General features: G+C 68.8%; 8 protein-coding genes. 5 read left to right on the top strand and 3 right to left on the bottom strand.

From position 1 onward, the window contains the following. Window positions 1-16: 16 nt before the first annotated feature. Window positions 17-727, bottom strand: coding sequence for a DUF998 domain-containing protein (locus ACIHFD_RS57395; RefSeq protein ID WP_397374116.1), 711 nt, complete (start codon window positions 725-727; stop codon window positions 17-19). A 156-nt stretch (window positions 728-883) separates the two neighbouring features. Here ACIHFD_RS57395 and ACIHFD_RS57400 point away from each other — a divergent pair, with 156 nt between their 5' ends. The 3 genes from ACIHFD_RS57400 to ACIHFD_RS57410 all read left to right on the top strand — a co-directional run bounded on the left by ACIHFD_RS57400 (window position 884) and on the right by ACIHFD_RS57410 (window position 3,749). Continuing rightward, window positions 884-1,366, top strand: coding sequence for a GbsR/MarR family transcriptional regulator (locus ACIHFD_RS57400; RefSeq protein WP_397374117.1), 483 nt, complete (start codon window positions 884-886; stop codon window positions 1,364-1,366). Beyond that, window positions 1,363-2,529: an FAD-dependent monooxygenase gene (locus tag ACIHFD_RS57405; protein WP_397374118.1), complete on the top strand. Its 1,167-nt coding sequence runs from the start codon at window positions 1,363-1,365 to the stop codon at window positions 2,527-2,529. Before ACIHFD_RS57400 ends, ACIHFD_RS57405 begins: the two co-directional genes overlap by 4 nt. A 281-nt stretch (window positions 2,530-2,810) precedes the next feature. Then, entirely contained in the window at window positions 2,811-3,749 is a 939-nt protein-coding gene (locus ACIHFD_RS57410) for a sodium:calcium antiporter (RefSeq protein ID WP_397374119.1), read from the top strand. Between the two features lie 187 nt (window positions 3,750-3,936). Here ACIHFD_RS57410 and ACIHFD_RS57415 read toward each other — a convergent pair whose 3' ends face one another. Next, window positions 3,937-4,449 carry a hypothetical protein gene (locus ACIHFD_RS57415; protein ID WP_397374120.1) on the bottom strand — a complete coding sequence of 171 codons (513 nt, stop codon included), beginning with the start codon at window positions 4,447-4,449 and terminating at the stop codon, window positions 3,937-3,939. A gap of 148 nt (window positions 4,450-4,597) precedes the next feature. Continuing rightward, a complete protein-coding gene (locus ACIHFD_RS57420; protein WP_397374121.1) occupies window positions 4,598-5,824 on the bottom strand; it encodes a cation:proton antiporter in 1,227 nt (408 codons plus the stop codon). A gap of 286 nt (window positions 5,825-6,110) precedes the next feature. Here ACIHFD_RS57420 and ACIHFD_RS57425 point away from each other — a divergent pair, with 286 nt between their 5' ends. Both ACIHFD_RS57425 and ACIHFD_RS57430 read left to right on the top strand, forming a co-directional pair. Beyond that, the gene (locus ACIHFD_RS57425; protein WP_397374122.1) at window positions 6,111-6,557 is read left to right on the top strand and encodes a CBS domain-containing protein; all 447 of its coding nucleotides are present in this window, start codon (window positions 6,111-6,113) and stop codon (window positions 6,555-6,557) included. A 153-nt stretch (window positions 6,558-6,710) separates the two neighbouring features. After that, on the top strand, window positions 6,711-7,630 hold a 920-nt coding region (locus ACIHFD_RS57430), incomplete at its 3' end, for an ArsB/NhaD family transporter (protein WP_397374123.1).

Below are 7,630 nucleotides of genomic sequence, written 5' to 3' on the forward strand. Positions count from 1 at the left end.
GGGACCCGCTCTCGCATCATCCAGCCTGGGCGGGCCCTCGGCCGCCTACCGGAGGCGTGCTCGGGCCTGCGGGGACGTGGCTGCGCAGGAGATGAACACCCACGGCGACGATCCAGCCAAAGCCGGTCAGCAGCGAGAGGTGTTCAAGCAGGCCCGCGGGGGCCGGACGCCACAGGCCCAGGACGTCGAGGCGGTAGGCGATACCGGCGGCGAAGGCGAAGGCGATGATCAGGGCGCCGGACAGGCGCGAGCAGACGGCCCAGGCGCGGCCCTGCTGCCCCAAGCGCCGGGCCAGCACGAATGCCGCCGCGCTCAGCCCGGCGAACAAGGCGAAGCCGGCCGCCTGGTGGATGAGGCCGCTGGTGCTGAGCGCGCCGGCGGTCTGGGCCGGCTGCCCGGGCGGGTAGCCGAGCGCGGGATCGGTGGGTACCAGCCCGGCCACGACCAGGCCCACCGCAGCCGCCGCGAGCAGGACCGGCCCCCAGGTCGCACCACGCCCACCGCGCAGAGCGCGGCGCACTCCAATGGCGAAGGCGGCCAGCAGCAGCCCTCCGAGCACGAAGTTGATCGTCTGTAGCCAGGCGCGCTCGCCGGTACCGAGTTGGCTGGCGCCGTGGTGCCAGAGACTGTAGCCGGGACGAGTGGCGCCGTCGGCCCACAACAGCACCGGCATCAGGACGCCCGCGGCGATGCCGGTGCCGAGCAGCGCGGAAAGAACGCGGTTCATCGGGAAAGTCCTCCTCCTCTTCCGCGACGGCGAACGTCGCGGGCCGACCAGACTTCCCGGCTCACCACCAGTACGCCCCCGTGCGGGGCGTATCCTTGATCAATACAGCGAGTTTAGCTCATACTGAAATAACTGCAAGAGAAGGAGGCGGACCGCGTGACCGACCAGGAACCGTTGCTGGAGTGGGTGGAGCGGGTGGCCATGTACCTAGCACGCGACGGGGTACCCCCTATCGCCGGACGCGTGCTGGGCTGGCTGATGGTCTGCGACCCGCCGGAGCAGTCCGCCGGGCAGATCAGCGCGGCCATCAGCGCCAGCCGCGCCTCGCTGACCTCCAACCTGCGACTGCTGACCAGCATGGGCTTCTTGACGTGGCGCACCCGGCCGGGCGAGCGGACCGTCTACTACCGGATGGCTGACGACGCCTGGATGGTGGTGGCCCGCCAGCAGATCGCCAGCATCACTTCCTTCCTCGACATCACCCGAGACGGCCTCGACCTGGTCGGCCCCAGCGATGAGCGGGCCACACGCATCCGCCAGGCGCACACCACCTTCGAATGGATGGCCAAAGTGTTCGACAACGCGCCGCCCCTGCACCCCGACGGCAACCCCGGCCTCGAGGAGGAGGAGACATCGTGACCAGACGGGCGATCGTGGTCGGCGGCGGCATCGGCGGGCTGGCCACCGCCGTAGCCCTGCATCGGATCGGCTGGCAGGCCGTCGTGCTGGAACGAGCGGCCGAACTGCGCGAAATCGGCGCCGGCATGTCCCAGGCGCCGAACGCCATGCGCGCCCTCGATGAGCTCGGCGTCGGTGAGCAGGCCCGGGCGGCCGGGGTGCCCACCTATTCCGCAGGCAACCTGCGTCTGCCGGACGGCCGCTACCTGCAACGCGCCCGCCCCGGCGACCCGACGCCATTAATCGCCTTCCACCGCGCGGACCTGCACCGAGTGCTGCTGGAGGCAGTACCCGCCGGATGGGTGCGCACCAGTGCGGAGGTCACCGGCATCCGGCACGACCAACAGACGGTGACGGTCGCCTGGAGCGGCGGCGAGGCCACCGCTGACCTGGTGATCGGCGCGGACGGCATCCGCAGCACGGTGCGCCGACTGCTGTGGCCGGACGCGCCACCGCCGCGCTTCCTGGGCCGAACCGCGTGGCTGGGCGTCGCGGACGCCGATGCCGATGCTGAAGGGCTGTCCGGCAGCGTCACCATGGGCCCCGGTGGCTACTTCCTGATCCACCCGCTCAGCCGCGGCCGCGTCTACTGGGCCTACGTCACCACCGCCGATCAGCCGGGCATCCACTACGAGGCGGAGAAGACCGAGGCGGCCCGCCGAGTCGCCACCTGGCATCAGCCGATCCCGGCGCTGATCGCGGCCACCCCGGACGAGGCAGTGATCCATATCGACATCTGTGACCTGGACCCGCTGCCCACCTACGTCCATGGCCGGGCTGCGCTGCTCGGCGACGCCGCGCACGCGATGAGCCCAGATCGCGGCCAGGGCGCCGGGCAATCCCTCGAAGACTCCGTCGTGCTCGCCGCCGCCCTCGCAGGCGAGCCCGCGATCGAGACGGCGCTGCACCGCTACGACGCCGAGCGCCGCCCGCGCACCCAGGCCACCGCCCGGGGCGCCCGCGCCGACGGGGGCCGCACGACCTCCACGACCGCGTACCGGGCGATGGTCACGATGATCCGGCTGATGCCCGCATCGCTATGGCGCAAGGGCATCACAGCCGACGGCAACGCCACCTGGCGATGGCAACCACCACGCCTGCCGTCGCCGACCACGCGCCACTGAGCCGGATTGGAACGGTACGCAGCGGTCGCTTCTCGCCCGACGCCGTACGGGCCTGGTGGCGAGGAACGTGTGGCAGCGACCGTTGGTGCCTGCGACCCGATGGCGTTGAGAGAACGATGGAGTGATCCTCCCACGATGAGCCCATCAGAGCGGAAGCTCTCATCCAGCAAACGACAGTCACTTTGAGTGTGTGATTGATCTCTTGCTGTTATAGCGTCGAGGTGTTGCCGCGCCGGTCAGCGTGGCCCATTGGAGTGAGGTGACCTGCCGAGAGGACGTCGATGCTGTTGCCTATCGCCCTTATCGTGCTCGGGCTGGTCATCCTCGCCTTCGCGGGGGATCACCTGATGGTGGGGTTGGGCCGGTTGGCCGGTCGGCTCGGCCTGCAGCCGGTCATGGTGGGCGTGGTGGTCATGGGGTTGGTCGCCAGCGTCCCAGAGATTGTCGTGGCCGCTACAGCCGGCCTCGGAGGACATGAAGAGCTGGCGACGGCCAGTTTGGTTGGTTGGAACATCCTCAACCTGACCGCGGTCCTCGGCGTCGGCGGGCTCACGGCGCCGCTGATGATCCGGTCCTTGCTGCTGCAGCGTGAAGCGCTGCTGTCGGTGGCTGCGGTCACGATATTCGCGATCACGTTGCTGGAGGGGCTCAGCTGGGGGGCAGCCGTCACGCTGGCCGTGGCGCTGATCAGCGCGGTGGTGCTGCTGGTGCTCTTGGCCCGGGCGGCTCCGCACGACATGGTGGCGGCGCAGAGCGCGGGTTACCTGAAGACGGCCGAGCTGCCGCGCCTGAGAACAGAGGTGCCGCGGACGCTTGTCGGCCTGGCTGGGGTGCTGGTGGGTGCGCAGCTCCTGGTGATCAACACCTCCGAAGTGACCGCACGGGCGGGCGCCTCGCCGGATCTGGTCGGGTTCACGCTGGTGGCGTTCGCTGCTGCGCTTCCCATCTTGATCACCGCGATCCGGGCTCAACGTCACGGTTACGGTGATCTCCTTGTTGGCGCCTTGCTCGGCGGCAATCTGTGTAACAGTCTCGCGGGCGGCGCCATCGTCGCGCTTGTCACCGCTGGCGCGCCCACCATGGCCTCGACCGTCATCGTGGCGATGGTGGGCATCATCGGGTTCATCTGGGCCCTGCTCGCCCGTGGCATACCGCTCAGCCGAGGCCCGTCAGCCCTGCTGGTGGTGGCGTATTTTCTGGCGTTGCCGCTGCTCACATGAGCGGCTTACGGGCGGACCGAGTGTCTGACGCCTATCCGGTGGCATCCCGCTTGGTCTGGGCCATGCCCGAGCGACCGTCGGCACCGATGTGCTAACCGGCCCTGCTCGAAGGCGTTCCAGCGCTCGGTCGGTGAACTGGGCGCGTCCTGGCCCGACTGGATCAAGTGCGGCGGGTTCCTGGCTGGACTTACAGAGGCGCATCGGGCGGTGATCGATGTTCATCGATCAGGTCGCGCCATTGCTCGTCCAACTTCCTGACCGCTTTCTTGGCCACCCACCAGTGCCGCAGCAGGCGAAGTCTCGACAGCGTCAGCCATGCCGGCCATCCCGCGAGAAGCCCAGACAGCAGAAACCCGAAAGTGATCTCCGTGGGGCCGGGCGGGCGCGGGGCCGGGCGTCCTTCGCGGTCGACCCAGATTCGGGCGCGATCGCTGGAGATGTGGTCCAGCGGTTGGCGCACCCACGCGCTGTGCCGTACCCGGCTCTCACCTTGCCACGTCACGTTGGCGACGATGGATGCTTCCTCGATCACTTCTGCGGCGACGTACCGGTGAGTAGCCCGGTAGCCGTTCAGGACCGTGACTAACGCTCCGGCGGCCAGCGCGCCGGCGGAACACCCGGTTACGAGGGAGATGGCCGCTACGACGTGGCGCCGGGTCCACAGGCGTCGGACGGCAGAGGCGGAAGTGCGTCCATGCATCAGACGGAGTGCTTCTTCCGCAGGGGGTGGTTGCCTGGCCGGTCGGCGTCTCGACGGGGATGAACGCCGCGGAGCGGGATGATCATGGGGAAGGTGAGCACGATGAGCTGCGCTGGAGGGCGGAACCCGCCCACGAAGAAGGCGTGCTTCAATCCGGGCCGCCTGCCGGTCTGCGCAGGCGGCGAGTGACGCCGCCGTACCAGGCTGGGACCTCGCGCTCATCGTCAAAGGTGCGAGCGACCACGATGTCGGTGGAGGAGTGCAGCAGGATCGAGAGCACGATAGTGACGGCCACAATTTGGAAAACGCCTTGTGCTGCAGTGATGCCGGAGGCGAGTACGAGCAGGCCGTAGACGACGGAGGCAAAACCCTTAGGGCCGAACCAGGCCACCGCCGCCTGTTCGCGCACCGACAGCCCGGAGCGCAGAAAGGACAGCCAGATGGCGATGGGGCGCGCGAGCACCAGCGCGCCGATCGCGAACAGCCAGCCCTGCCAACCGACCGAGCCGAGCAGCGCGGGGGTGATGAGCGCGCCGAACACCAGCAGCGCGGCCAGCTTGAAAACTTCGGCGATGAGCTCGCCGAAGTGCTCGAACGACTCGCGCTGCCGCTGTCCGAAGGTGGCCACGGTGATGCCGGCGGAGAAGGCGGCCAGGAACAGGTTGCCGTGTGTGGCCTTGCCGACGGCGAGCACGAGCAGGCCGATGGCCAGGGCGTTGAGCGGCTCATACTGGGTGGAGGCGGAGAACCAGCGCGTCTGCTCCAGCTTGATCGCCGCCCAGGGGATGGCGACTCCGATGAGCACGCCCAGGCCGAGCTCCAGGGCGAGTGCGCGCAGGTGCAAGTCCTGCGCGCCGGAGGCGATGGCCAGGAAGACGATGACGAAGGGCAACGCGAGCCCGTCGTTGACGCCGGACTCGACGTTGAGCAGTTGCCGTAGCCGGGGCGGCACCTTCTCGTTGCCGACCAGCGCGGCGGCGAAGACGGGGTCGGTGGGTGCCAGGATCGCGCCGATCAGCAGGGATTCGATCCAGCCCAGCCCGATCAGGTAGTGCGCGCCCACGGCGGTGATGGCCAGGGTGAGCGGCAGTCCCCAGCCCAGCGCTCGCCCCGGTAGCCTCCAGGCGCTGCGCAGTTGCGGCCAGCCCACCCGCATGCCGTCGGTGAACAGCACGGTGAACAGCGCCAGCTCGGCCAGCGTGGCCACCAGCTCGTCGCCCGGTTCGAGCGAGACCACGCCCAACACTCCGTCGCCGAGGACGAACCCTGCGACCAGGAAGAGCGCGGCCGTGGAGAGGATGGTGCGGTGGGCCAGGCTGGACAGCAGCACGGCCAGCAGGAGTACGCCCGCGAACGCGGTTAACAGAGTGCCCATCAGTGGCACCGCGAAGAAGAAGTCACTGTGTGTACGCCTCCGGTCGGATCCACTAGACGATCTTGCCGACCAGACTTCCCGGCGCACCGCCGCTCACCCTAGCAGCGACGATGTCAAGCGGATAGACGGATTCTTGACGCCGACGCCAGCACGCACATCACCGAGAGCCGATGGAGAGCTGCCGATCCCGCTCTCGGCGATCTTGACAGGCCTTGATACGTTGTCTACAGGTGAGCCGGGAAGTCTGGTCGGCACGTTCTGTCCCTGTTGAGTAAAGGATGTGCCGGTGCGCGCCCGAGACCTGCTTGCCGACTTCCCCAGCGTCGCTCTCGACACCTCCGTCGTCGACGCTGCTCGGATGCTGGCCGACCAGGATCTGCCGGGGCTCATCGTGGTCGACAACGACGGGGCGCCGGTGACGATCCTGCCCGGTACACAGGTGATGCGCCTGGCCGTGCCCGGCTACTGCCAGGACGACCCGGCGCTCGCCCGGGTTGTGGACGAGGCACACGCGGATGCCTTGCTCCAAGCGCTGGACGGCCGCACCGTACGCGAGGCACTGCCACGGCAGCCCCGCGAACTGCCGGTCACCGACCCCGAGGCGACCGTGCTGGAGCTGGCCGCACTCATGGCACGTACCCACAGCCCGCTGGTCGCCGTGGTCGACAACGATCAGCGACTGATAGGGGCGGTGACACTGCAGGCCCTGCTGGACCGGGTGCTCGCGGTATGAGCGTGCTGTCGTGGGTGAGCGTGGCGGTCTTCCTGGCCGCTTATGCGCTGATCGCCACCGAGAAGGTCCACCGGGTCGCGGCGGCGCTCGGCGGGGCCGGGATCATGCTGGCCATCCACGCCACCAACGGCGAGGCGGCGTTCTTCTCCCGGCATGCCGGGAGAAGAACGGAACGTCATCTTCCTGCTGCTGGGCATGATGGTCATCGTCGGCGTGCTGAAGCAGACCGGCGTTTTCGAGTACTTGGCCATCTGGGCCGCCAAGCGGGCCCGGGGCCGGCCGTTCCGGCTGATGGTGCTGCTGGTGCTGATCACCGCGGTGGCCTCGGCGCTGCTGGACAACGTGACCACGGTGCTGCTGATCGCGCCGGTGACGTTCCTGGTGTGCGAACGGCTCGCCGTCAACGTGGCGCCGTTCCTGATCGCCGAGGCGATGGCCTCCAATATCGGTGGCGCGGCCACCCTGGTCGGTGACCCGCCGAACATCATCATCGCCAGCCGCGGGGGCCTGAGCTTCAACGACTTCCTCGTGCACATGGCGCCGATGGTGATCGTGTTGATGGCGGTGTTCGTGGGGTTGTGCTGGCTGATGTTCGGCCGCTCGATGCGTTACGACCCGGAGCGCGCTGCGTCGATCATGGCGCTGGACGAGCGGGAGGCGATCGCCGACCGGCGGTTGCTGTGGCAGTCGCTGGCCGTGCTGGCGTTGGTGATGGCCGCGTTCGTGTTGCACCCGGTGCTGCACTACGAGCCGTCGGTGGTCGCGCTGCTGGGGGCGGGCGTGCTGGTGGCCGCGACCAAGGTGACCACCGAAGAGGCCATCGGCGAGGTCGAGTGGCCCACGCTGGTGTTCTTCGCGGGCCTGTTCGTCATGGTCGGCGCGCTGGTGGAGACCGGCGTGATCGGCGAGCTGTCGCAAGGGGCCGTCGCGGCGACCAGCGGACAGATGGGGCTGGCCACCATGGGGTTGCTTGGCGTTTCGGCCGTGCTGTCCGCCATTGTGGACAACATCCCCTATGTGGCCACGATGAGTCCCATCGTCGAGCAGCTCGTTCAGGCCAACGGTGGGCACGA

The organism is Nonomuraea sp. NPDC051941 (assembly GCF_044593615.1).